The sequence below is a fragment of the Bacillus sp. MMSF_3328 genome (genome assembly GCF_030733525.1).
Classification (GTDB): Bacteria; Bacillota; Bacilli; order Bacillales; family Cytobacillaceae; genus Bacillus_AB; species Bacillus_AB infantis.
The window spans coordinates 161,055-182,943 of record NZ_JASHIV010000003.1 but is presented as its reverse complement, the minus strand read 5'-3'; the positions used below and the strand labels follow the sequence as shown (position 1 = coordinate 182,943).

Annotated in this window: 21 protein-coding genes; 16 read left to right on the top strand and 5 right to left on the bottom strand. The window is 47.6% G+C overall.

The window, feature by feature from the left end; all coding sequences use genetic code 11:
* Nucleotides 1-92: 92 nt before the first annotated feature.
* Nucleotides 93-1,649 carry a fatty acid--CoA ligase family protein gene (locus RBB45_RS07105; protein WP_041825242.1) on the top strand — a complete coding sequence of 519 codons (1,557 nt, stop codon included), beginning with the start codon at nt 93-95 and terminating at the stop codon, nt 1,647-1,649.
* Between the two features lie 2 nt (nt 1,650-1,651).
* On the opposite strand, the gene RBB45_RS07100 is transcribed toward RBB45_RS07105, so the two are convergent.
* The gene (locus RBB45_RS07100) at nt 1,652-1,783 is read right to left on the bottom strand and encodes a hypothetical protein (RefSeq protein ID WP_263625378.1); all 132 of its coding nucleotides are present in this window, start codon (nt 1,781-1,783) and stop codon (nt 1,652-1,654) included.
* Nucleotides 1,784-1,903: 120 nt separating this feature from the next.
* Between RBB45_RS07100 and RBB45_RS07095 the strand changes: the two genes are divergently transcribed.
* The 4 genes from RBB45_RS07095 to RBB45_RS07080 all read left to right on the top strand — a co-directional run bounded on the left by RBB45_RS07095 (nt 1,904) and on the right by RBB45_RS07080 (nt 5,697).
* Nucleotides 1,904-2,680, top strand: a complete 777-nt coding sequence (locus RBB45_RS07095; protein ID WP_306009321.1) for an enoyl-CoA hydratase-related protein — start codon at nt 1,904-1,906, stop codon at nt 2,678-2,680.
* Between the two features lie 190 nt (nt 2,681-2,870).
* Entirely contained in the window at nt 2,871-3,863 is a 993-nt protein-coding gene (locus RBB45_RS07090) for an ABC transporter substrate-binding protein (protein ID WP_009793981.1), read from the top strand.
* A 36-nt stretch (nt 3,864-3,899) separates the two neighbouring features.
* Nucleotides 3,900-4,928: an ABC transporter permease gene (locus RBB45_RS07085; RefSeq protein WP_306009320.1), complete on the top strand. Its 1,029-nt coding sequence runs from the start codon at nt 3,900-3,902 to the stop codon at nt 4,926-4,928.
* Complete coding sequence (locus RBB45_RS07080) at nt 4,903-5,697, top strand: ABC transporter ATP-binding protein (protein WP_094768294.1); 795 nt, start codon at nt 4,903-4,905, stop codon at nt 5,695-5,697. The genes RBB45_RS07085 and RBB45_RS07080 overlap by 26 nt, the downstream gene beginning before the upstream one ends.
* 43 nt (nt 5,698-5,740) lie before the next feature.
* Here the strand turns inward: RBB45_RS07080 and RBB45_RS07075 are convergent, their stop codons facing one another.
* Nucleotides 5,741-6,292, bottom strand: a complete 552-nt coding sequence (locus tag RBB45_RS07075) for a helix-turn-helix domain-containing protein (RefSeq protein WP_094768293.1) — start codon at nt 6,290-6,292, stop codon at nt 5,741-5,743.
* Nucleotides 6,293-6,412: 120 nt separating this feature from the next.
* Between RBB45_RS07075 and RBB45_RS07070 the strand changes: the two genes are divergently transcribed.
* The 4 genes from RBB45_RS07070 to RBB45_RS07055 all read left to right on the top strand — a co-directional run bounded on the left by RBB45_RS07070 (nt 6,413) and on the right by RBB45_RS07055 (nt 9,981).
* A complete protein-coding gene (locus tag RBB45_RS07070; protein ID WP_148950119.1) occupies nt 6,413-7,141 on the top strand; it encodes an AzlC family ABC transporter permease in 729 nt (242 codons plus the stop codon).
* Entirely contained in the window at nt 7,134-7,439 is a 306-nt protein-coding gene (locus RBB45_RS07065; protein ID WP_009793986.1) for an AzlD domain-containing protein, read from the top strand. The genes RBB45_RS07070 and RBB45_RS07065 overlap by 8 nt, the downstream gene beginning before the upstream one ends.
* 216 nt (nt 7,440-7,655) lie before the next feature.
* Nucleotides 7,656-8,939, top strand: coding sequence for a M48 family metallopeptidase (locus RBB45_RS07060; RefSeq protein WP_009793987.1), 1,284 nt, complete (start codon nt 7,656-7,658; stop codon nt 8,937-8,939).
* A gap of 112 nt (nt 8,940-9,051) precedes the next feature.
* Entirely contained in the window at nt 9,052-9,981 is a 930-nt protein-coding gene (locus RBB45_RS07055) for a coiled-coil domain-containing protein (RefSeq protein WP_306009319.1), read from the top strand.
* Between the two features lie 56 nt (nt 9,982-10,037).
* On the opposite strand, the gene RBB45_RS07050 is transcribed toward RBB45_RS07055, so the two are convergent.
* Nucleotides 10,038-10,274 carry an IDEAL domain-containing protein gene (locus RBB45_RS07050; RefSeq protein ID WP_306009318.1) on the bottom strand — a complete coding sequence of 79 codons (237 nt, stop codon included), beginning with the start codon at nt 10,272-10,274 and terminating at the stop codon, nt 10,038-10,040.
* A 178-nt stretch (nt 10,275-10,452) separates the two neighbouring features.
* On the opposite strand from RBB45_RS07050, the gene RBB45_RS07045 reads away from it, so the two are divergent.
* Nucleotides 10,453-11,034, top strand: coding sequence for a competence protein ComK (locus RBB45_RS07045; RefSeq protein WP_306009432.1), 582 nt, complete (start codon nt 10,453-10,455; stop codon nt 11,032-11,034).
* A 26-nt stretch (nt 11,035-11,060) separates the two neighbouring features.
* On the opposite strand, the gene RBB45_RS07040 is transcribed toward RBB45_RS07045, so the two are convergent.
* The gene (locus tag RBB45_RS07040; protein WP_009793991.1) at nt 11,061-11,468 is read right to left on the bottom strand and encodes a YhjD family protein; all 408 of its coding nucleotides are present in this window, start codon (nt 11,466-11,468) and stop codon (nt 11,061-11,063) included.
* Nucleotides 11,469-11,698: 230 nt separating this feature from the next.
* Between RBB45_RS07040 and RBB45_RS07035 the strand changes: the two genes are divergently transcribed.
* From RBB45_RS07035 to RBB45_RS07015, 5 genes are all read left to right on the top strand, one after another.
* Nucleotides 11,699-13,690 (top strand): S9 family peptidase, encoded by a 1,992-nt coding sequence (locus RBB45_RS07035; RefSeq protein ID WP_306009317.1) that lies wholly within the window; start codon nt 11,699-11,701, stop codon nt 13,688-13,690.
* Between the two features lie 284 nt (nt 13,691-13,974).
* A complete protein-coding gene (locus tag RBB45_RS07030) occupies nt 13,975-14,916 on the top strand; it encodes an LCP family protein (RefSeq protein ID WP_170939487.1) in 942 nt (313 codons plus the stop codon).
* 87 nt (nt 14,917-15,003) lie between these two features.
* Nucleotides 15,004-15,618, top strand: coding sequence for a TVP38/TMEM64 family protein (locus tag RBB45_RS07025; protein ID WP_009793995.1), 615 nt, complete (start codon nt 15,004-15,006; stop codon nt 15,616-15,618).
* 21 nt (nt 15,619-15,639) lie between these two features.
* Complete coding sequence (gene lepB / locus RBB45_RS07020) at nt 15,640-16,194, top strand: signal peptidase I (protein WP_022543588.1); 555 nt, start codon at nt 15,640-15,642, stop codon at nt 16,192-16,194.
* Nucleotides 16,195-16,277: 83 nt separating this feature from the next.
* The gene (locus tag RBB45_RS07015) at nt 16,278-19,511 is read left to right on the top strand and encodes an AfsR/SARP family transcriptional regulator (RefSeq protein ID WP_306009316.1); all 3,234 of its coding nucleotides are present in this window, start codon (nt 16,278-16,280) and stop codon (nt 19,509-19,511) included.
* 497 nt (nt 19,512-20,008) lie between these two features.
* On the opposite strand, the gene RBB45_RS07010 is transcribed toward RBB45_RS07015, so the two are convergent.
* Nucleotides 20,009-20,326: a hypothetical protein gene (locus RBB45_RS07010; protein ID WP_009793998.1), complete on the bottom strand. Its 318-nt coding sequence runs from the start codon at nt 20,324-20,326 to the stop codon at nt 20,009-20,011.
* A 230-nt stretch (nt 20,327-20,556) separates the two neighbouring features.
* On the opposite strand from RBB45_RS07010, the gene RBB45_RS07005 reads away from it, so the two are divergent.
* Nucleotides 20,557-21,774, top strand: a complete 1,218-nt coding sequence (locus RBB45_RS07005) for a substrate-binding domain-containing protein (protein WP_009793999.1) — start codon at nt 20,557-20,559, stop codon at nt 21,772-21,774.
* The last annotated feature ends 115 nt before the right edge of the window (nt 21,775-21,889 follow it).

Here is a 21,889-nt window from a genome sequence, read left to right as displayed (position 1 = left end):
TGAATACATAAATTTCTTTCAATATAATATATTTAGAAAATTTTTTATTATTTAATGAATGATTATTCATTCATTTAGGAGGAGGGAAAATGATGAACTTATCTTCACAGCTGCATGAAACCGCACAGAAGCTGGGTGAAAAACCCGCCTATTATTTCATGGACAAGGAAAGCACTTATGCTGAGCTTGATGCGGCAGTTACAAAGTTTGCTTCAGGCCTTGAAAAGCTGGGTATCCAAAAGGGAGACCATGTTGCACTGCTTCTCGGCAATTCTCCATTCTTCATTATCAGCTTGTATGGGGCGATGCGCCTGGGGGCGACCGTGATTCCGATTAATCCGATCTATACGCCGGATGAAATTGGCTATATTGTCAAAAACGGTGATGTGAAAGCCATCATCAGCCTGGACTTGCTGGTTCCAATGGCAGAGAAAATGCATGGGGCGCTTCCATCGGTTGAAAACTATATTATTTGTGAAACTCCGCAAGGCAAGCAGGCGGATGCTGATGTCTCGGCCCTGAGTGTCTATCCTAAACTGAAATCGTTTACATCAGTTCTGGCATCAGGCGATGCAGGGTACCAGGGACCGGAGCTTGAGGAGGAGGATACAGCTATCATCCTTTATACATCAGGCACCACAGGAAAGCCAAAAGGCGCAATGCTCACGCATAAAAACCTTTACAGCAATGCAAAGGATGTAAGCGATTACTTAAAAATGAATGAATCGGACAGGGTCATTACGTCGCTTCCGATGTTCCATGTCTTCTGCCTGACTGTTGTACTTAACGCACCTCTGATGAATGGAGCGACCATCCTGATCGATCCGAAATTCAGCCCGAAAGAAGTATTCAGGCTGGTAAAAGAGTATGAGGCAACTGTTTTTGCCGGTGTGCCGACCATGTACAATTTCCTGCTGCAATACAGCGATGGAAAGGCGGAAGATTTAAAGTCCCTCCGCCTCTGCATTTCCGGCGGTGCATCACTGCCGGTAGCATTGCTTGAAAACTTTGAAAAAAAATTCAATGTCCTTATTTCTGAAGGCTATGGCCTGTCCGAGGCATCGCCGGTAACATGCTTCAATCCGCTTGACCGGCCGCGCAAGCCTGGTTCAATCGGGACATCCATCCTGAACGTTGAAAACAGAGTTGTCAATGAACTGGGTGATGAGGTGCCGCCTGGTGAAGTCGGCGAACTTGCTGTAAGGGGCCCGAATGTTATGAAAGGCTATTATAAGATGCCTGAGGAAACTGCTGCTTCCATCAGGGATGGCTGGCTTTTTACAGGAGATCTTGCGCGGATGGACGAAGAAGGCTATTTCTATATTGTAGACAGGAAAAAGGAAATCATCATTGTCGGCGGCTACAATGTCTATCCAAGGGAAGTGGAGGAAGTGCTGTACAGCCATCCGGGCGTGGTTGAGGCGGCTGTCATCGGCGTGCCGGATCCGAATCAGGGAGAAGCGGTCAGAAGCTATGTTGTGCTGTCCGACCCTTCTCTCACCGAGGAAGAGCTTATAGGCTATTGCAAACAGCATCTTGCTAAATACAAGCTGCCTTCCTCAATTGAATTCCTGGACGAGTTGCCTAAGAATACGACAGGAAAAATATTGAGAAGAGCATTGAAGAAACAGGTTCTCCAGACCAAATAAAGCTAAGATGGCAGTTTGTCCATGGCCATTCTGCCGATATGTGAAATATCATTTACACCTTGTTTTTCAAAACCAGGCCGGACTTCGCCTCCAGCCTGGTTTTTTGATTTGAGCAGGAAGCTGCCTGCTTCCATCCTGTCATCTTCCGCCGGGGATAATATAGAAACGCTTCACACAATGAGCGAAAAGAAAGGGTTTTCATACCTGGAAAGCGAATTATGCAGATAGATATTAAAAGGAGTTGAAAACGAAATATGAGCAGCATTGATTTAAAAGTGGAGAACCACGCGGCCATTATTACCCTGAACAGGCCAGAAGCCCTGAATGCTTTTAATTATGAGACTCTTGAAGAGCTGCAGCGGACAGTGGAGGATATCAGGATCAATCCGGATGTCCGGGTTGTCATTTTTACGGGAGCAGGCGATAAAGCATTCAGTGTCGGGGCTGACCTGAAGGAAAGAAAGACACTTTCTCAGACGGACGTTAAAAGGAATGTATATAAAATCGGCGAGGTATTCTCATTGATTGAGAGTCTCCCGCAGCCTACGATTGCAGCCATCAATGGATTTGCTTTTGGCGGGGGGATGGAACTGGCCCTGTCCTGTGACTTCAGGCTGGCTGCCCAGGGAACGAAGATGGGGTTGACTGAAACCAGTCTTGCCATCATCCCCGGAGCAGGCGGGACGCAGCGGCTTCCCAGGCTGATCGGGCAGGCAAAGGCACTTGAGCTCATCCTCACTGCAAGGAGACTCACATCAGAAGAAGCTTTGCATTACGGATTATTGACAAAAGCAGTCCCTCTGGATCAGCTTCTTGAAGAATGCCTGAAGCTGGCAGAAGAAATGCTGGCTAACGGGCCTGTCGCCCTTCAGCAGGCTAAATTTGCTGTAAAACAAGGGATGAATGCGGATCTGCAGACAGGTTTGCAGATTGAGAGAAAAGCCTATGAGGTGACCATTCCTACAGAAGACAGGATGGAAGCCCTTCAGGCGTTCTCAGAAAAAAGGAAGCCTGAGTTCAAAGGAAGATAATAAAACACCCTGTGAATGGAATGCCGTTCACAGGGTGTTTTTGAGTTTTCATATTATTAATTTTTAAAATTGTTAAAATACATCTTGAATCCAGCACGGTTCGCCTATATAATTTAGTGAATAAAAGCATAAAAGCATAAAAGTACAAAAGCGGAATAGCGATTGATAGGACAAGAATGGGGGATATTTCATGAAACAGAAAAAGTTTGGATTGGCTGCGGCAGGACTGCTGGCAGCAGGATTGCTGTCAGGGTGCGGTTCAGATGAAGCTGGAGGGAAAACGGCGGCAGAGGGGGAAAAAACGTATCAAATCGGCGTAACGCAGATTGTGGAGCATCCTTCTCTTGATGCTGCGCTTGAGGGGTTCAAAAAGGCCCTTGAAGATAAAGGGCTCGAGGTTGACTATGATGTCCAGATCGCCCAGGGCGACCAGAACAACAACCAGGCAATCGCCAACAACTTTGCCGGAGACGGTGTGGATCTTATCTTCGCCAATTCGACGCCGAGCGCGTACGGGGCACTGAATGCGACGAAGGATATCCCAATCGTTTTCACCTCTGTAACAGATCCTGTTGGTGCTGAGCTTGTCGCCTCGATGGAGGAGCCTGGAGAAAATATCACTGGCACAACAGATACCCATCCGGATGCCATCCCGAATACGGTGAAATTCATGGCTGAGCAGATGGAAGGAAAAACGGTAGGAGTCATCTACAATTCGGGGGAGCAGAATTCCAATGCCCAGATTGATCTTGTGAAAAAGGCGATGGAAGGAACAGACTTAAAGCTGGAAGAGGCCACAGTATCAGCTTCCTCAGAGGTGAAGCAGGCAGCTGAATCCCTTGTAGGCAAAGCAGACATGATTTATATCATTACGGATAATACAGTTGTTTCCGCGCTGGAGTCGGTCATTCAGACAGCCAATGACAATGATATCCCGCTGTTTGTCGGTGAATTGGACTCAGTCGAGCGCGGAGGGTTTGCTGCTTACGGTTTTGACTATGAAGATATCGGTTATGAGGCAGGGGAAATGGCGGCCGAAATCCTTGAAGGAGAGAAGAAGCCATCAGAGCTCCCTGTGCAATATCCGCAAAACTTAAAGCTCCTGATCAACAAGAAGGCTGCAGAGGAAATGAATATCGGGCTTAAAGAGGAATGGAACAGCCTGGCTGAATTTACTGAATAGAATGATAGAATTACCTCCCGGAGAAAGGAAGATTATATGTTCACAGCGATATTTGGCTCAGTGGAGGCTGGTGCGATTTATGCTTTGATGGCCCTTGGTGTGTACCTGTCATTCCGGGTACTTGATTTCCCGGACCTGACGGTGGATGGGAGCTTTGTTACAGGTGCGGCTGTCGCTGCTTCAATGATCGTGGCAGGCGTGAATCCGTTACTTGCTACCATAATGGCCATGATATGCGGCTTTGCTGCCGGGTGCCTGACAGGCCTGCTCCACACAAAAGGAAAAATAAACCCCCTTTTGTCCGGCATATTAATGATGATTGCCCTTTATTCTATTAACCTGAGGATAATGGGAAAATCGAATGTCCCCCTCCTTTCAGAGGAGACTGTCATCACAAAGCTGTCCGGCTTTTGGGAGTCACTGCCGTTCGACAGCGGGATGGCATCCCTTTTGACGGGCATGGGGCTCGAGGGGATGGTTCCCAAAACATGGGGGATCCTGCTGGTAATGCTTGCTGTATCAATGGTCATTAAGCTGCTGCTCGATGCTTTCCTGAAAACGGATATCGGGCTTGCCATCAGGGCAGTGGGCGATAATGAGACAATGGTGCGGAGCTTTTCAGCAGATACCGATACACTCAAAATCCTGGGACTGGGGTTGTCCAACGGACTTGTTGCTTTTTCAGGAGCCCTTATTGCCCAGTACAATGGCTTCAGCGATGTCGGCATGGGGATCGGCATGATCATTATCGGCCTTGCCTCCGTCATCATCGGCGAGGCGGTCTTTGGGGCAAAAACGATCTTCAGGGCGACTTTAGCCGTTATTGGGGGAGCCATCCTTTATAGAATCATCGTGACCCTTGCCTTGAGGGCCGATTTTCTTGAAACGGGAGACATGAAGCTAATTACGGCTGCAATCGTTGTCTGTGCGCTCATCATCCCAAGGATGATTGAGCGGCAGCGGGATAACAGGCGCAGAAAAAAAAGGCGCTTTGATAAAGATGGGCTGAAAAAAATGGCAGAGGAAGGCGGTGGGCAGGTTGCTGCAGCTAAAACAGATTTATAAAGTATTCAATGAAGCTACCCCAGATGAGAAAAAAGCTCTTCAGCATCTTAACCTATCCATGCAGCCAGGAGATTTTGTCACTGTCATCGGCAGCAATGGGGCAGGAAAGTCCACCTTGATGAACATCATATCAGGCCGCCTCTATCCGGATGAAGGGGAAGTGCTGATTGACGGCAAAAATATTACGCAAATGAAAGAGCACAAAAGGTCGCGCCTGATCGGCAGGGTCTTCCAGGACCCCATGGCAGGGACTTCTCCTAATCTAACCATTGAGGAGAATCTGGCGATCGCCTCTTCGCGGACTGGGGGGCGGGGCCTGAGGATGGGAATGACGAAGAAACGGAAGGCATTTTTCAGGGAGCAGCTCGAAATGCTCCACCTCGGGCTTGAGGACCGCCTTGAAGCAAAGGCTGGCCTTTTATCCGGAGGGGAAAGGCAGGCATTGTCATTATTGATGGCAACCTTCACAGAGCCGAAAATCCTGCTGCTTGATGAGCATACAGCTGCGCTTGACCCGGCCCGGGCTGCCCTTATCACTGAACTGACCAGAAAGATCGTTGAGTCTTTCGGACTGACAGCCCTGATGGTCACCCATAATATGCAGCAGGCGATCGATCTCGGAAACAAGCTGATCATGATGGACGGTGGGCAGATCATTTTCGAAGCAGGAGAAAAGGAGAAGCGGGAACTGACAGTTGAAAAGCTGCTTGGGGAATTCCAGCGCATCCGCGGTGAGAAATTGAACAGCGACCGCGCTGTTCTTGCCTGAATAAAAGGTGCCGATGGTCTGCCATGCGGCACTTTTTATTTTGTTATTCGTAATACATGACTACCTGGCATTTTGCTGGTGCTTCCCCCGTATTCCTGTAGCTGTGGGTCTGGTCAGCGGCAAACCGGAGGGCAGAGCCTTCCTGGATCCTGTATGGCCGGCCACCGATGATTACCTCAATTTCCCCGCTTATGACTGTGATATATTCTTCTACCCCTTCGTTATGCTGATCTGATGTCTGCTTCCAGTCAGGGGCGATTTCCACAATAAATATCTCGAATTTCTTTCGGGGATCAAAGGGGAACAGCGGGAACACTTTATACTTCCCTTCATTCTCAATGATCGGGTTAATCCGACTGATGCTGGCAAAAGAAACTTCAGATGATTTTTCTGCCATCAAAGAAGAAAAAGAAATCTGGAGGCCGCTGGCAATTTTCCATAATGTTGTGACGGTGGGGTTGGATTCTCCCCGTTCTATCTGCCCAAGCATTGCCTTGCTTACACCGGTTGCCTCTGCGGCCATGTCCAGGCTGAGACCTCTGCTCCTTCGTATATTCCGTAAATTTTCCCCTATATTTTTGTGAATATTCTCCATTTTTTCCTCCAAAGGAATTGTGTAATATAACGCACATATGTATAATATAACTCAAAAGTATAGAAGAAACACAGTACATTACAATAATATTTTCCAAGATACATAACGGCAGGTGAGGATATGGCAGAATTAGCAGCAGAAAGGCCAGCGGGGGAGTTCCGCAAAGGGATACAGGCAGGGATAAGCATTGCGATCGGATATTTTCCGATTGCCATAACATTCGGGCTCTTGGCAAAGACTACAGGGCTTTCAGTAGGAGAAACAGTGCTGATGAGCCTGCTCGTCTTTGCGGGTGCGGCCCAGTATATCTCCCTGAGCCTCTTGACGCTGGGGACAGGGATATTTGAAATCATCCTTACTACCTTTATTGTTAACATCAGGCATTTCCTGATGTCAGCATCTCTTAATGAAAAGTGTGAAGACGAGCATACGGCAAATAAAATCATATTTGCTTTTGGCATTACAGATGAGACCTTTTCAGTTGCTTCCATGAAAAGAGAGAAAGTTTCTTCAGGCTATATGTTCGGCCTCATCTTTGTATCCTACTCAAGCTGGGTGGTCAGCTCCGGCATCGGCCATCTGATCGGCGCCAGTCTTCCGCAGACTCTCCAGGAAAGCATGTCAGTCGCATTATATGCCATGTTTGTGGGACTGCTCGTGCCTTCCATGAAGGGCAGTGCAAAGGTTGTGTTCCTTGCTGTGCTTGCAGCAGGGTTCAATACGATATTCACAATGGCAGATCTGCTTTCGACAGGATGGGCCATTGTCACAGCTACACTTTTGTCAGCACTGGTTACTGAAGCTGTTGAAACTATCAAAAAGAGAAGGGGAGTTAATCGGCATGAATAGCCAAATCATTATGATGATCATCGGGATGGCGGCCGTTACCTATATTCCGAGGATGCTTCCCTTCGTCCTGTTCAGAGGTAAGGAGCTGCCTGCATTCTGGCAGGGGGTCTTGAGAAATGTCCCTTATGCGACACTGGGAGCGCTTATTTTCCCAGGAATCCTATTTATCCAGGAAGACATCTGGTACGGCCTGCTCGGGGCAGCTGCAGCTTTCCTGGCAGCTTACCTTGGAGCAAATGTCATCGTGGTTGTCCTCGGGTCGATCGCTGTATTGTCGGTATACTCCTATTTTTTCTAGCATGACTGCCAGGCTCAAGCTGCTGAGCCTGGTTTTTCTATTGAGGGCAGCGGTTTGAAAGCGGTTTGGGAGAATATATAATTGAGGCTCATCCATTTTGCTGTTCTAAAATAAACAATCGGTACTACACTGTAGGGAGAGAGGTTGTACAAAGAAAGCCCGTCCAGGCTGCCCGCTTTTTGCGAAAAAGCAGCCAAGAAGAAAGGGGGAATTGAAATGGCTCGGAAAATCGGCTTTTACACAGTCATAGGATATGTAGTCTACGGGCTGTTTTTTTACTGGTATCTGTTTTATTTTGCGAATACAAGCCTGCCTTTTGAGTATCAGGGAACACAGGCAGACCCGGAAGCTTTTCTGAACGGGCGGGAGCTTATGCTGAGCGAAGAGTATTCCAAGATAAGGAACCTGCTGTTCTTTTTGTCCACACCCCTTGAATGGGTGTTTTATGTTCTCGTCCTTGTGACCGGCCTGTCTTCAGCCATGAAGAAGTGGGCGGGGAAGTCGGCGCGGGCAAAGGCTCTGCAGACGGCCATCTATCTGCTGTGGCTCTCAGTCTTTGCTTTCGCCGCCACATTCCCCTTAAGCTTTATCAGCTATTCGCTGTCCAAGAGCTATAATATCTCAACACAGACCTTCAGCTCCTGGATGAAGGATGAACTGATCGACTTCTGGATCAATTACGGAACGATGTTCATTTTGGTTTCAGTGCTGTATTGGCTGATGAAAAAAAGCACAAAAAGATGGTGGCTGTATGCATGGCTGTTATCGGTGCCGTTCACACTTTTCATGATGTTCCTGCAGCCTGTTGTGATCGATCCGCTTTACAACGATTTTTATCCGCTTAAAAATAAAGAGCTGGAAGGAAAAATCCTTCAATTAGCGGGTGAGGCACATATTCCTGCTGAGCATGTGTTTGAAGTAAACATGGCGGAGAAGACCAACTCGCTTAATGCGTATGTAACAGGCATCGGTTCAAACTCACGGATCGTTTTGTGGGATACAACACTCAACCGGCTGAGTGATGACCAGATCCTGTTCATCATGGCGCATGAAATGGCCCACTATGTAGAGAAGCATATATACATAGGGATTGCGGGTTATTTAGTGCTTTCCTTGATCGGCCTGTATCTGATATCGAAGCTGATGAAGCTGGTGATTGCAAGATGGGGGAGAGCCTTTAAGCTGCAGGAGGTTTCCGACATCCGCTCACTCCCTCTGTTCCTTGCGCTCCTTTCGATACTGCTTTTTGCTGCCAGTCCGGTTACCAACCTTGTCTCAAGATATCAGGAAATGAGAGCTGACCGGTATGCCATTGAAATGACGGATGATCCGGAAGCGGCAATAGGGACATTCCAGGAATTGACGAAGGCAGGCTTGAGCCAGGTAAAGCCGCCGCTGCTTGTGAAGATTTTCCGGTACGGCCATCCCACCATGCTGGAGCGTATTTCCATGCTGGAAGAGTATGAAATGAAAAATAGAACTGGATCCGGCAGCGAATAACAGCTGTTAAGCAGAGGGGCACCCGGCCGAGCCGGGGCCTCTTTGTTTGTTGAATCTTTTTCACAGTCGAATCCGTATGATTATTATACGAACCAAAAAAGGGGACCTGGTAATGAATCTGGATCAAAGAATTGCTGAAGCAAGACAGCGGGAACAGCAGTATGAAAAATATAAAAGGCGCCTTGAGGCGCTGATGGCTGAAAATGATCAGGAAAAGGCTTCATCAGAAAGGCTGAAGAAAACTTGGGAGAAGGAACTGAAGGAAGCGGATAAGCTAGAAGGCCCATCATTGTCAGGATTCTTTCTGATGCTCAGCGGCAAGAAGGAAGAAAGGCTGCAAAAAGAAAAAGAGGAAGCGTATAAAGCAAGGATTCTGTATGATGAGTCCCTGAAGAAAATAAAGGATTACGAAGCTGACATCAGCGCGCTCAGTGAAAAAGCTGCCGGATTGGAAACGGCTGGGGCGGTGTACAAAGAGCTGCTATTGGAAAAAGAACGTCTGATCCTGCAGGAAGGCGGAGCTGTCAGCGATATGCTTTTTCATTTATCAGACCGGCTGGAGGAAAGGAAAGCGATAATTCAGGAAATACGGGAAGCTGAGAGTGCTTTGGTGGAGGCAAGGGAAGCCTTGCGCAAAGCTGATGGCGAGCTTTCGAGCGCGAAAAATTGGGGTTTCCTCGACCTTGCGGGAGGCGACTTCCTCTCGACCATGGCGAAAAGGTCATATATGGACAAGGCAAAAGAGTCCTTGCATGACGCACAGCACAACTTGAAAAAGCTGCAGAAGGAGCTTGATGACCTTGGCCGCTCCATTTCCGCCGAGCTTGAGGTGGGAAGCTTTTTGGGCATTGCCGATCTTTTCTTTGATAATATTTTTTCCGATTGGATGGTCCAGGAGAAAATCAATGCCTCTGCTGATAAAGTGAAGGAATGCCTGAATGTGCTTGAGGACCTCGAAATCGAACTCAGAACGGAGAAAGATGCTGCAGAACGGGAGATTGAGGTCTTAAAAGAGAAAAGGGTAGAGTATTTGGGCCACTGAACGGTCCGTGGATAATAAAGAAGACCCTCCGGCCGGACCGGAGGGTTTCCAGTTTTCTAGTTTCCAAATCGTTCGTTCAATTCTTGGTACTCTTTTGATAGCTGGGTGAATAGGGCCTTGTTGCGATCATCGAGGGCTTGATCGATTTTTTGGGCCAATTTTTCTTTTTCGGATATCAGCTGGACTTCCGACAAGAGCATTTCAATGTAGAGGTGTAAGACGTACGTGTCCTTAAGCTGGTTGCGGTTCATCGTGTTCTTTTTCATCGACTCTGCATATGACTTCTCTTTCATGAAAATCACCCCTGCTGCTTTTTAATATTATATGGAGGAGCAGGGGAAAATTCAACTAAATTATTTAAATTTTTAGAAAATTAATTCCGTGACAGTGGCATTTGACAATAATTGACTAAAAATTTGCAATTATCTGGAATAAAGATGGTATAATGAAATGAAACGAAGAGCAAAGGAGATGAATCACTTGGATATACATAAAAAAAGATTGGTGGAGGAGTACGAAATAAATCCTTCTACGATGATCATCCTGCCGCAGATATACGGCAAAAAAATTTATTCGCGGATCTTTGAGGTGGAAGATGAATTCCTGTCCCCGTTCAAACCGTTTGATATCGTCAAAAAAAGCTGCGGCTACTTTGGCTCCTCTTATGAGGGACGGAAGGATGCGACCAAGGATATCATTGGCGTGACGCATAAAGTCCCAATTGTCATCGACCCGACAAACCTGCTGTATTTTTTTCCGACAACTTCCCCGAACAACCCCGACTGCATCTGGATCTCTTATGAGCATATTGCAGCCCACCATCGTACAGATCCCTCACATACCAAGGTCGTATTCGGAAACAAGCATACACTGATCCTCCCTGTATCATCCAGCTCATTTGAAAATCAGCTCCTCCGGACAGCTCATCTAAGGACAAAGCTTCATCAGCGGATCGAAGGGCATGGCAGGAAGATGTTCTATTTCACAGATAATCAGAGGCTCAACAGGGCTTCAGAACCCGTCGGGAGCTACCGGAACAGGAAGCTCGAGTGACCTCCGGCATGCACCTATGCGGTAAATTAGAGATGCTGGCCTGGCCTCTTCAGACGTAGGCGGCTCTCTTCCTGCATCGTCCAGCGTTTGAACAAGTAATATTCCATCAGCTCCTGCACCCTGTTGCGGATCCTCGGATTAAAATAATTATGGTGCTCTTCATACCCTTTATAAAGGAACATGAACATCGTAAATGCTTCATCACGCTTGATCTCCTGGACCTGGAGGCGGTTATCCTTCATATAGCGCTTTACGCCTGCCAGCTCTGTCTGGATGAATTTCATCGTATCCTCAATTAAATTCAGGTAAGGCTTTTTGAGTTTAAAGGGACTATTATTAATCACACCTATGTCCCTGTTCAGCACAACCAATACCATAGGAAGATAGATTGCCTGCTCCATAATATTTCGGTCATCCTCTGGAATTCTTGTCATATCAGCTTGCTCCTCCGAACAGAAATAGAACGTTTGTTCGTTATTATTTTACTGAATCCCTGCCTTCTATGCAAGTCGAATTTAGCATCACTCTATAACAGTCTTCCTCATATTGGGGCATAGAGCTCATTTGGAGCCGAAAAAATATTTTTCCTGAAAAAATGCCAGTCAGGCAGGAAAAGTATTTCTGTTGTCGAAATAAGTAGAATGGTTTTACATATAAAGGGGAGATGATTATCATGGCAAAAAACACCATTGCATCAAAAGATCTGCATCATTTAAAATCAGCGGCCGACCCCCAGCTGGCGCCGAACGGCAAGGATTGTGTCTATACGGAAACCGTTATCCTGGAGGAAAAGGATGCATACAGCTCCAATCTTTATTACATAAACACGGAAGATCAAAGCGCTCCTGTCCAATGGACATTCGGCACATGGCGCAATCATTCGCCGCGCTGGTCGCATGATGGACGCCAGGTGGCCTTTGTGTCTAACCGAAGCGGGAAAAATCAAATCCACATTCTTTCCGCAGCCGGCGGAGAGGCCCGCCAGCTTACATACTGCAAGAACGGGGCTGGCAATCCGGTATGGTCGCCAGACGGCTCCAGAATCGCCTTTACTGTTTCCCTCGGAGAGGGAGAATCGGTTAATGACCGCGAAGGCGGGGAGGAAAAAGATGAAAAGCCTGCTCCGCTCGAAGTGAATAAAATGAGGTATAAATCTGATGCCCAGGGCTTCTGGAACGGAAAATTCACCCATATTGCCATTGCTGACACAGATACCGGCAACATCGAGCAGGTGACAGAGGGGGAAAATGATTACAGCCTTCAAAGCTGGTCGCCGGACGGAAAGCATTTGGCTGTGACAGCAGACCTGAGCGGGGACAAGGATTTTTCATATGGCAGCGATGCCTACCTGATTAATCTTGAAACGAAAGAGCAGGAGAAAATCACCCAGGGTACAGGCTATTTCGGCAATATCACCTGGTCGCCTGAAAGCCGCTATCTTGGTTTGATCGGACATGAAAGGGAGTTTGAAAATGCTACACTTTCAAAAGCATGGGTGTATGACCGTGAGCAGAGAGAACTCCGCTGCCTGACTGCAGATACAGACCTGCTGATCGGGGATTATGCGATCGGCGACTTCCAGCAGGGAGCCGTTTCCCCAGGCCTTCTTTGGTCAAATGATAATCGGAGCTTCTATTTCATTGCCACTGATAATGGCAGCACTGCAGTCTATTACGGGACGGTTGAAGGAGAGCTGTTCCCTGCGCTGCTGGACAGGCAGCATGTCTATGGGCTGTCAACCGGAGGGAATAATGACAGAGCAGTAGTGGCTATAAGCAAGCCAGACCATCCGGGTGACCTGTTCCTGCTGGAAATCACTACAGGAAAACTGGAGCAGCTGACTGCTGTCAACTCTGAGTTTCTGGAGAAAACCGGCCTTTCCGCAGCAGAGCCGATTGAATTTACTTCTGCTGACGGATGGGATCTCCATGGCTGGCTGATGAAGCCTGCCGGTTTTGAGGAAGGAAAGAAATATCCGCTGGTCCTTGAAATCCATGGCGGACCGCATGCGATGTATGCCAATTCCTATTTCCATGAGTTCCAGGTCCTTGCAGCTAAAGGCTATGCTGTACTCTATATCAATCCGAGGGGCAGCCATGGGTACGGGCAGAAATTTGTGGATGCCGTCCGCGGTGACTACGGGGGCAGGGATTACGAGGATTTGATGGATGCAGTCGATTATGTGCTGAAAGAATATTCGTTCATCGACCAGGACAGGCTCGGGGTGACGGGAGGAAGCTATGGCGGCTTCATGACCAATTGGATCATCGGCCACACAGACAGGTTCAAGGCAGCTGTCACCCAGCGCTCGATCTCAAACTGGATCAGCTTCTATGGAGTAAGCGACATCGGCTATTATTTCACAGATTGGCAGATCCAAGCAGGGCTGGATGATATTGAAAAGCTATGGAAGCACTCGCCGCTTGCTTATGTCGATCAAATGAATACGCCATTGCTGATCCTTCACGGCGAAAAGGATTTCCGCTGTCCGATTGAACAGGCGGAGCAGCTGTTCATCAGCCTGAAGCACCGCAAAAAAGAAACAAGCTTTGTCCGGTTCCCTGAATCCAACCATGAGCTCTCCAGGAGTGGGAAACCTTCGCTCCGAATCAGCCGCCTTGATTATATCTCAGGCTGGTTTGACAAGTATTTGTAATTTTTTATCAGTAAATAGCAGGATAATCCAGAAAAACAACCGCAAAGCTGTGAGTCTTTGCGGTTTTTTGTGTACAATAAAATAAAGGCCAGTCCTTCAGGATGCCAAGCGGCCAAGGAAAAATAGAAAATGTCAGAAGGACAAACGAAACCTTTTGCACGCAGACAGAGTCATATAAAGTGGTTATTCTTTTTATAAACCGGAGCTTTGAAAATGCGGTTCTGCAGGCTTGCTGGAAATAACAGCTGCTGCGGACCTGACTATATGATGGAAGGATAATTGTGATGAGATCGGATCGATACGAAAAAAAGCAGAAAAAGAAGAAGCGCAAATGGAAGCTGGCTGTGTTGTTCCTGCTTTTGATTATTGCCGGCACTCTTGCTTATGCATACTACCAGTTTAATCAGGGTGTGGCCCAGTCTGAAGATAAAGTGAAAAATACTAATGAAGTAAAATATGAATTCAATGGCGAAACAGACAAATACGGGGGCACGAACGTACTGCTGCTTGGAAGTGATGCACGCGGGGAAGAAACGCCGCGGACCGATACAATCATGGTAGGTCAATATCATCCTGATAAGGGGACCTATAAGATCATTTCCATCATGAGGGATTCTTATGTAGACATCCCGGGCCATGGGAAAAACAGGATTAATGCTGCGTTTGCGTATGGCGGCCCAGAGTTATTGAGGCAGACAATCAAAGAGAACTTTGATATTGATATACAGTATTATTCAATTGTCGATTTTCAGGGATTTGTTCAGCTTATCGATGAAGCATTTCCGAATGGTGTCGAAGTGGACGTTGAAAAGGAGATGTCGGATAATATAGGTGTAACGCTGAATCCAGGGCTTCAAAGGCTGGACGGAGAGCACTTGCTCGGATATGTGCGCTTCCGGCATGATGCTGTAGGCGATTTCGGCAGGGTGGAGAGGCAGCAGAAGGTGATGACAGAAATTGCCGATCAGTTCACCAGCATCCAGACATTGCCAAAGCTTCCTAAACTGGTAGGTGTCGTCACCCCGTATATCAATACAAATATGGATACCGGAGACATTTTATATATGGGCAAAAGCCTGCTGTCTAAAGAAGGCAGGCAGATTGAGACATTAAGGGTTCCTGTTGAAGGTTCCTATTGGGATGAAACAACTCCAGGAGGTGCGGATGTCCTTGGGGTCAATCTGGAACAAAACCGGCAGGCGGTCAGCGAATTTTTGTCGAAATAATAGGCACAGGGAGGAATTTGTGGTGTAAAGACGCCTTGCCAGAGGTAAGAATAAATACCGAATTGTTTTTACTAAGGAGATTTTTCAATGGATTTTGACTTGCTCAAGGATTGGCTGACACTGGAAAATATAATGGATCTTATTGAACGCTACCGTTCTTTTGGGCCGCTGCCTGGAATATTGCTGCCAATGCTTGAAGCTTTCCTGCCTTTTCTGCCGCTGTTTCTGTTCGTCATGGCAAATGCCAATGCATTTGGATTGTGGCTCGGCTTTCTGATATCCTGGGCAGGTGCATGCGCTGGGGCCATGCTTGTTTTTTATCTTGTCCGTACATACGGGCAGAAGAGGCTATTAACCTTTTTGAGAAAACATGCAAAGGTGCAGCAGCTGATGAGCTGGATTGAGCGCCATGGCTTTGGCCCTTTGTTCATCCTGCTTTGTTTTCCCTTTACCCCGTCGGCTATTGTGAATATAGTGGCCGGGCTTTCCAAAATAAGCTTTGCTCAGTATATGCTTGCCGTGCTGACAGGCAAAATGGTCATGATTTTTACCATGAGCTTTATTGGCTACGATATAAGGTCATTGATTACCCAGCCCATCAGGACAGTGATTGTCCTTGCTGTTATTTTTATTCTTTGGTATGTCGGGAAAAGGATTGAAGTAAAGATAAATATGGGAGCAGATAAAGACAGCAGCAAATAAACCAGGGAGGTGGGGGACCGCGTGAAAGAAGAGGTTAAGCGGGAGGGTCTTGAGTGGATAAAGGCCTTCGCGATCGGAATTATCATTTTTGTATTTATCCGTATGTTTTTCTTCTCAAATTATGTGGTTGAAGGCGGGTCCATGATGCCGACGCTGCAGGATGGAAACAAACTGGTAGTCAATAAAATCGGCTATCAGATCGGAGAGCTGCAAAGATTCGATGTCATAGTCTTCCATGCAAATGAAAAAGAGGATTTTGTTAAAAGGATCATCGGACTGCCGGGTGACAGGGTCGATTATAAAGATGACCATCTGTATATCAACGGCAAGCTTGTGGAGGAGCCTTTCCTTGAAAAATACAGAAAAGAGACCCTCGGCGACCGCCTGACCGGTGATTTTACCCTGGAGGAAGTGGCACACACCGAAACAGTGCCTGAAGGACAGCTGTTCGTCCTCGGGGACAATAGACTGGAAAGCTGGGATGGCCGGCATTTCGGATGCATTGATGCTGACCAGGTGGTAGGAAAGGTAAATCTTCGCTACTGGCCGATCGATGAAATGGATATTAAATTCTAAGGACTTGGAGAATTCAAGTCCTTTTTGTGTGCAAATATGCTAAAATAATCTAAAAATTATAAAAATGGAAAGGGGGGATAAAAATGCCTGTCATCAAAACCAAGCTGATGGTGCCGCCAGTCAAGGAAGGATATATAAGGAGAGCAAGGCTTTCGGCAAAAATGAAAGCGGTTGCTGAATATTCGCTGTGCATTATCGAATCAGGTGCCGGGTATGGAAAAAGTACGGCCCTGGCCCTGTTCGTCCACGATGAAAAGCTTCCTTGCAGCTGGTATTCCATATCATCCGAGGATGATGATATCATTCCTTTTCTATCCTGCCTTGTGGCATCGGTCCGGTTGGTGCATCCTGATTTCGGGACTGAGATCTTAAGCATCCTGGAGCAGCTGGACCGGTATGTAAAAGAAGAAGAGATTCGTTCACTCGCCTCTTTATTTTTAAATGAAGCAGCCCTTCATGGGGAAAATATACTGCTGATCCTTGATGACTTTCATCAGGTTGAGCACTCCTATACGATCAACTGCTGGATGGAAACCCTCCTTGAACATATTCCGCCGAATCTTCATCTTATTATCTCAAGCAGGAGCAGGCCGGGATGGAAGCTGCTGAAAAAGATGAGGGTCACAGACAAGCTCCTTGAAATAAAGAAAGAGGACCTGGTCCTTTCCCGGGATGAAGTGGAGCTGCTCTTGAATGAATTATACGGAATTTCCATTAAGCAGGGGGATTTGGACAGAATTTGCCTTGCTACAGAAGGATGGGTCATTGCTGTGGGGATGATTGGACAGCAGCTGACAGACAAAAAAAGCATCTCTAATTTATTCGGAGCATCGTCCGGCTCCCTGGCGGACCTTTTTCAATATCTGGTCACAGAGGTATTTGCCAAGCAGCCGCCGCTTATCCAGCAATTCCTTGAACAAACAAGCATTTTTGATGATATGACAGAAGAGCTTTGCAATGAGGTCCTGGGGATCGCCGGGGCAGGGGCAATGCTTCAGCAGCTGACAGAGAAGAACCTGTTTATCCATAAGGTAGGGGAAAAGGTATACAGATACCATGCTCTATTTAAGGAATTCCTGGAAAAGCAGCTGAAAGCCGGCCAGCCGCATAGCTACCGCCTTTTAAATGAGAGATGTGCACGCCATTTCGTACGGAGCCTTCAGTGGGATGATGCTCTTAAGCATTTTGAGAAGATTGGTTCAACAGAGGAAATGGCGTCTATATTAAGCGACCAGGGGCTAAGGATGCTTGAAACCGGTAAGCTGGGAAGCCTGTCAGACAGGATTGCGGGCATCCCCGGGCAGACAAAGGACAGGTTTTATCCCGTCTGGTTCCTTGAAGGGGAAGTATTGCGCTACAGATCTTCTTACCAGGAAGCAGAGCTTGCCTATGACAGGGCGGCAACAGGCGCTGACGGTAAGAAGGACCTGATTTGGAAGGCGCGTGCACTTGAAGGGAAGGCAAGGATCTATCTGGACACGATTCAGCCGCATAAAGCAGAGCGCATTTTATCCCAGGCGATACAGCTGAAGGAATGGGATATCCGCGGGGGAAGGGATGAACCGGCGAGACTTTATCATTTGCTTGCGGAAAACCTTATAAATGCCGGGCAGGCCGCCAAAGCAGAAAAATGGATGGAGAGGGCAGAATCCATGGGTCATCAGATGCTGGACAAAAGCCTGCTGGCCCGGCTTTATTTAAGGACGGGTAAATTGGCAGAAAGCAGGAAAATTTTGATGGCCGGCCGCAAAACAAAGAGTGAGGGCAAACCGCTCCCGAAATCCCACAGGGAGACAGATCTGCTGCTGGCCCTTATCGAGGCATTTACAGGCAATGGGGCAGAAGCGAAAAAGTTGTCCCAGGAAGGCATCCAGCAGGGAATCAGTACAAAGGCGCCGTTTGTAGAAGCCTGCGGGTGGATCAGGCTTGGGCATGCGGCACAGCTGCTGGGGGAATATGATTCTGCTCTTGCGGAAAAATGCTACAGGACTTCCCTGGACATAATGGACCGGCTTGAAATTGAAAGAGGAAAAGCAGAGCCGTTAATGGGATTATGCATTTTATACGGAGAACGGAATGACTACAGCAAATCGATGGATGCCGGGAAGGCAGGGTTGCAGGAAACCGAGAGAGTGAAGGATATGTGGCTGTCTTCCCTGATCCTCATCAGTATGGGCATCAGCTCTGCTTATGGGAGGCGCTTCGGTGAAGCAGATAAGCATTTTGATCTTGCATCAAGCATGCTTCAGCAGTGCGGGGATGATTACGGCTGTATGCTGGCTTTATTCTGGAAAGCCTATTCTGCTCATCAGCAGGGGCTTCAGGAAGATTTTGAACACTCATTCAAGTCTTTCCTCAGCCAGATGCAATGGGGGGACTATGAGTTTTTCCTGTTCAGAAGGACATTGTTCGGCCCAAGGGACCTGCAGATGTTTGCACCCATTCTGATTGAAGCAGAAAAAAGCGGCATTATGCCTGATTATACTGCAAGGCTGCTAAAAGAAATGAATCTTGGCAACCTTCATTCCCACCCGGGATTCACCCTCAAAGTGAAAACGCTCGGGCAGTTCCGTGTATGGCTGGGCGATAAGGAGATTGACGAAGGAGGATGGCAGCGGGGCAAAGCTAAAGAGCTCCTCCAGCTTTTTCTCACACACCTCCACCAGCTTATCCGGAAAGAGGATATATTTGATATGCTTTGGCCGGAGCAGGATGCCGCGAGTGCGGATAGAGACTTTAAGGTTGCCCTGAACGCACTCAATAACGTACTTGAACCAAACCGCAAGCCAAGGAAGAACCCATTCTTCATCAGCAGGGAAGGCACCTCTTATGGGATAAATCCAAAGGCTGTCATTGATTTGGACTCCATCCTATTTGAGGAGTGGATCAAAGATGGGCTGGAAGAGAAAGACCATGGAAAAAGCATCCACAGACTTGAAAGAGCCCTGAAACTGTATGCCGGGGACTATCTGCCTGAGCGGCGCTATGAGGATTGGTGCATCAGTGAAAAAGAAAGACTGCAGGTATACTTTCTGAGAGGTGCTGAAAAGCTCGCGCAGCTTTGTGTCCGGAAAGAAGACTATGACATGGCGATTGAATGGTGCGAAAGAATAATAGAAAAGGACCGGACGTGGGAGGAGGCTTACAGGCTCCTGATGTACTGTTATTACAGCAAGAATAATCGCCCCCGGGCAATCAGATGGTTCCAGAAATGCTGTGAGGTTCTTGAGGAAGAGCTGGGCGTGGCGCCTCTGGAGCCTACGCTCCATATGCATGAAATGATCATGGAATCGGGCAATATTGCGGGCCATGCATAGCGGAATTTTGTGTAAAAAATGTAAACAGGAATGAATATCGCCAATTCTAGGGCGAATAAATGAAAAACTGGGGTGAATCATTCTAATTCTTGGGCGAATAACAGCCAATTAGGGTAGAAAAGATTTAATTTAGAATGAATAATGCCAGCGGCCCGCTTTGGGGCGCTGTTCTAACCTGCATCTGCCTGCGCCGGAGCCTTTGCTCCGGCGCATTTTAGCATTAGAGAATTTAATCGGTGTGTTTTCCGCTTTTTATTTGTCCAGCTCCTAGGTGCTCGAGTCATAAGCCACTTTGGAACCGAAGGCAAAGAACTCCTTCAATTCCAAAGCGTCTTATGCTTGTCGCACCTTAACAGTCGCCTCCGCTTTTCTATTTGTCCAGCTCCAAAGCCTAGCCCCTCGAGGTCTTAAGTCAAGCAGATCAAAAGGTTAAAGAGCCAACCTTTCGCTCTGCTCGCCTTAAGCTTGTCGGGGCTGAGCAAGGCTTTTCCGCTTTTCTATTTAACAAGCTGCGCCTTATAAGCAGGCTGGCAGTATACACAGATGTGGACATTGACGTCGGCAATGAGGATGTCGGCGGCATTGTATTCAATATCACAGAATGAGCAGGCAACCATTTTGTCTTCTTCGAATGCTTCAACAGTTTCAGGAATAGGGTCATTTACCTTGATAAGCTCTACCCAGATGCCTTTTGAAAGCGGAAGATTGGTCTTTAAATATTCATTGGCTGCCTCTTCTGTTTCCCAAAAGCCTAAGTCCCACAGCAGTTCATTTGCGCTTCCATCCTGTGTCATCAATCCATAAACTGTTTTCATTATCTTTCGTCTCCTCTCAGACGGAAATTAAGATCAATAGATTTCTTATCTCTTTTCCGCTTTTCTTAAGTATTAAACCATTTGCAGGAATTTCCAGATCGGGCAGGTCTATTTCATCCGGCAATAGAAATTAAGAATATATCTTGGCTGTAACCGATTTGTAACTGGGGCTGATTAGGATGAAGGCAGGAAGATTTGCAGCAAACAATTGATTTCAAGGGGGAGAAAGGATGAAAAAGAATACAGGGAAAATGGCATTGGGCTGCCTGATGTCGCTGATGGTGGTCTTTTCGAGTGCCTGCAGTTCAGAAGAATCGGGAGGCAGCGGGGATGAGAAGAGCGATCCGATCAAAATCGGCGTGCTGGCCTCGCAGACAGGCGGGCTTGAGTCATATGGGGAACAGACACTCCGCGGCTTTGAGCTGGGCCTGGAATATGCAACAGACGGTAAAAATGAAGTGGCTGGAAGGAAGATTGAATTCATTGTAGAGGATACTGAAACAAAGCCGGAAGTGGCCGTCCAAAAGGCGACAAAGCTGCTTGAGGAAGATGAAGTTGACTTCCTGGTCGGATCCTCCAGCTCCGGTGATACATTGGCTGTTCTTCCCCTCGCAGAAGAATATGAGAAAATCATGGTCGTCGAGCCGGCGGTAGCTGACAGCATCACAGGCTCAGAGTTCAATCCTTATATTTTCCGGACCGCGCGCAACTCTTCTCAGGATGCAGTCGCTGGTGCTGCAGCCATCGCTGGTGAAGGTGTAAAAATAGCGACGCTTGCTCCTGATTATTCTTTCGGGCGCGACGGTGTGGCTGCATTCCGGGATGCAGCGGTGAAGCTTGGCGCTGACATTGTCCATGAAGAATACGCGGATCCTGCCGCAACCGACTTTACTGCAAACATCCAGAAAGTGATTGATTCCAAGCCGGATTATCTGTTTGTTATCTGGGCGGGGGCCAACTCACCCTGGAATCAGATCGCTGATATGAAGGTCCAGGATAAAGGCATCAAAATTTCCACAGGCGCACCGGATATTGCTGCCCTTGCGACAATGGAGCCATTGATCGGGATGGAAGGATTCTCCGTCTACTATCACGATCTTCCGGATAACGAAATCAACAGCTGGCTGGTAGAGGAGCATAAAAAGCGGTTTGACGGGGATGTGCCGGATCTCTTCACTCCAGGAGGCATGAGCGCCGCAATCTCCATCGTGGAAGCACTGAAGAAAACGGAGGGCAGTACAGATGCAGACACGCTCATTGAGACAATGGAAGGAATGAGCTTCGAGACGCCGAAGGGGAAGATGACATTCAGGGCAGAAGACCACCAGGCCCTTCAGGCATTGTACGCAATCAAGCTGGAGAAAAAGGATGGTGTCCCATACCCTGTACCGGTGCTTGTGAGGGAACTGTCACCTGAAGAGACAGCGCCTCCTGTACTGAACAAGTAAGTGAAAACCGGATTATAAAATGCAGTAATGGCAATGGACTCCGGCAGCAGGCCTGAGTCCATTGCTGCAAAGCGGATCCGGGGAGAGCCGGGCATTCTTTTGGAGTATGCCGCAG

Coding starts and splice junctions, on each gene's coding strand:
- RBB45_RS07105 (WP_041825242.1), top strand. CDS start 93: ATGAACTTATCTTCACAGCTGCATGAAACCGCACAGAAGCTGGGTGAA.
- RBB45_RS07100 (WP_263625378.1), bottom strand. CDS start 1,783: ATGGAAGCAGGCAGCTTCCTGCTCAAATCAAAAAACCAGGCTGGAGGC.
- RBB45_RS07095 (WP_306009321.1), top strand. CDS start 1,904: ATGAGCAGCATTGATTTAAAAGTGGAGAACCACGCGGCCATTATTACC.
- RBB45_RS07090 (WP_009793981.1), top strand. CDS start 2,871: ATGAAACAGAAAAAGTTTGGATTGGCTGCGGCAGGACTGCTGGCAGCA.
- RBB45_RS07085 (WP_306009320.1), top strand. CDS start 3,900: ATGTTCACAGCGATATTTGGCTCAGTGGAGGCTGGTGCGATTTATGCT.
- RBB45_RS07075 (WP_094768293.1), bottom strand. CDS start 6,292: ATGGAGAATATTCACAAAAATATAGGGGAAAATTTACGGAATATACGA.
- RBB45_RS07070 (WP_148950119.1), top strand. CDS start 6,413: ATGGCAGAATTAGCAGCAGAAAGGCCAGCGGGGGAGTTCCGCAAAGGG.
- RBB45_RS07065 (WP_009793986.1), top strand. CDS start 7,134: ATGAATAGCCAAATCATTATGATGATCATCGGGATGGCGGCCGTTACC.
- RBB45_RS07060 (WP_009793987.1), top strand. CDS start 7,656: ATGGCTCGGAAAATCGGCTTTTACACAGTCATAGGATATGTAGTCTAC.
- RBB45_RS07055 (WP_306009319.1), top strand. CDS start 9,052: ATGAATCTGGATCAAAGAATTGCTGAAGCAAGACAGCGGGAACAGCAG.
- RBB45_RS07050 (WP_306009318.1), bottom strand. CDS start 10,274: ATGAAAGAGAAGTCATATGCAGAGTCGATGAAAAAGAACACGATGAAC.
- RBB45_RS07045 (WP_306009432.1), top strand. CDS start 10,453: ATGAATCACTTGGATATACATAAAAAAAGATTGGTGGAGGAGTACGAA.
- RBB45_RS07040 (WP_009793991.1), bottom strand. CDS start 11,468: ATGACAAGAATTCCAGAGGATGACCGAAATATTATGGAGCAGGCAATC.
- RBB45_RS07035 (WP_306009317.1), top strand. CDS start 11,699: ATGATTATCATGGCAAAAAACACCATTGCATCAAAAGATCTGCATCAT.
- RBB45_RS07030 (WP_170939487.1), top strand. CDS start 13,975: ATGAGATCGGATCGATACGAAAAAAAGCAGAAAAAGAAGAAGCGCAAA.
- RBB45_RS07025 (WP_009793995.1), top strand. CDS start 15,004: ATGGATTTTGACTTGCTCAAGGATTGGCTGACACTGGAAAATATAATG.
- RBB45_RS07015 (WP_306009316.1), top strand. CDS start 16,278: ATGCCTGTCATCAAAACCAAGCTGATGGTGCCGCCAGTCAAGGAAGGA.
- RBB45_RS07010 (WP_009793998.1), bottom strand. CDS start 20,326: ATGAAAACAGTTTATGGATTGATGACACAGGATGGAAGCGCAAATGAA.
- RBB45_RS07005 (WP_009793999.1), top strand. CDS start 20,557: ATGAAAAAGAATACAGGGAAAATGGCATTGGGCTGCCTGATGTCGCTG.